Here is a 1,002-nt window from a genome sequence, read left to right as displayed (position 1 = left end):
ACTGCAACGTTACCCGCAAAGCTACCCGGTGGTGCTGGATCTGATCAGCCAGCGGCTGTGGTCCGCCATCTCCATGATCGAGGAAGACGCGCTGCGCGGCACCCAGGCACGGATAGGGCAGCGCTTGTTGTTCCTGTCGCAAATGCAACGCGGCGGCAAGCCGGAGGGTGGGCCGGTGACGGTGCGTCTGACCCGTGAACATATTGCCAACATGATGGGGATGACTCGTCAGGGCGTGCACCGGACGCTCAAGGCGTTTGAGGCGCAGGGGCTGATCACGCTGGGCTACGGGCGCATCACGATCGAAGATGAGGCGGCGCTGCGGGAACACTTGGCGACGTTGAATTGATGCTAAGCAGGATGTCGGATTCCGCCTTTCAGGCTCTCTGTGCCCTTGGGTGAATTCAACCTGCTCACTCACACTTGTAGACGCTCGGCCAGATGAGAGGGGGGTGGGAAGTCATGCTTGCATGACCAAGAGGCGTGCTCAGCACCACCTGATTATTCGCGATGCAAGCATCGCTTCCCACAGTAGAATGAAGGCGCCTCTGCGTCAGGCATCCGGCGCCGAGCTTTCACCCTAGCGCACTTCCATGCCCGGTTCGGCGCCACTGTCCGGGCTGAGGATGTGAATGTCATCCCCGCCGGGGCCGGCGGCCAGTACCATGCCTTCGGAGACGCCGAACTTCATCTTGCGCGGTGCCAGGTTGGCGACCAGGACGACCAGTTTGCCTTCCAGCTCTTGCGGTGCGTAACGCGATTTGATGCCGGCGAAGACGTTGCGCTCGCCCAGCTCGCCCACGTCCAGTGTCAGCTGCAGCAGCTTGTCGGCGCCTTCCACGTGAGCCGCCTTGGCTACACGGGCCACGCGCAGTTTCACCTTGAGAAAATCATCAATGCTGATGGTTTCGTCGTCGGCATCCGCTTTTTTCGCGTCTGCTTTTTTGGGCTTGTCGGCAACCTGTGCCGGCGTACTGTCCTTGGAATCCGCCAGCATGGCTT

General features: G+C 61.0%; 2 protein-coding genes. One reads left to right on the top strand and one right to left on the bottom strand.

Features of this window, described 5'->3' with window-relative positions; all coding sequences use genetic code 11:
* The coding region (locus A3754_RS03090) for a Crp/Fnr family transcriptional regulator (protein WP_156496729.1) at positions 1 to 349 on the top strand (349 nt) is incomplete at its 5' end.
* Positions 350 to 580: 231 nt separating this feature from the next.
* Here A3754_RS03090 and metG read toward each other — a convergent pair.
* A partial coding sequence (gene metG / locus A3754_RS03085; protein WP_063518822.1) for a methionine--tRNA ligase subunit beta occupies positions 581 to 1,002 on the bottom strand: 422 nt, incomplete at its 5' end.

This window comes from Alcanivorax sp. HI0083, from assembly GCF_001635175.1.
Note: the sequence above shows the minus strand (reverse complement) of the source record. Positions and strands in the feature narration are given on the sequence as shown.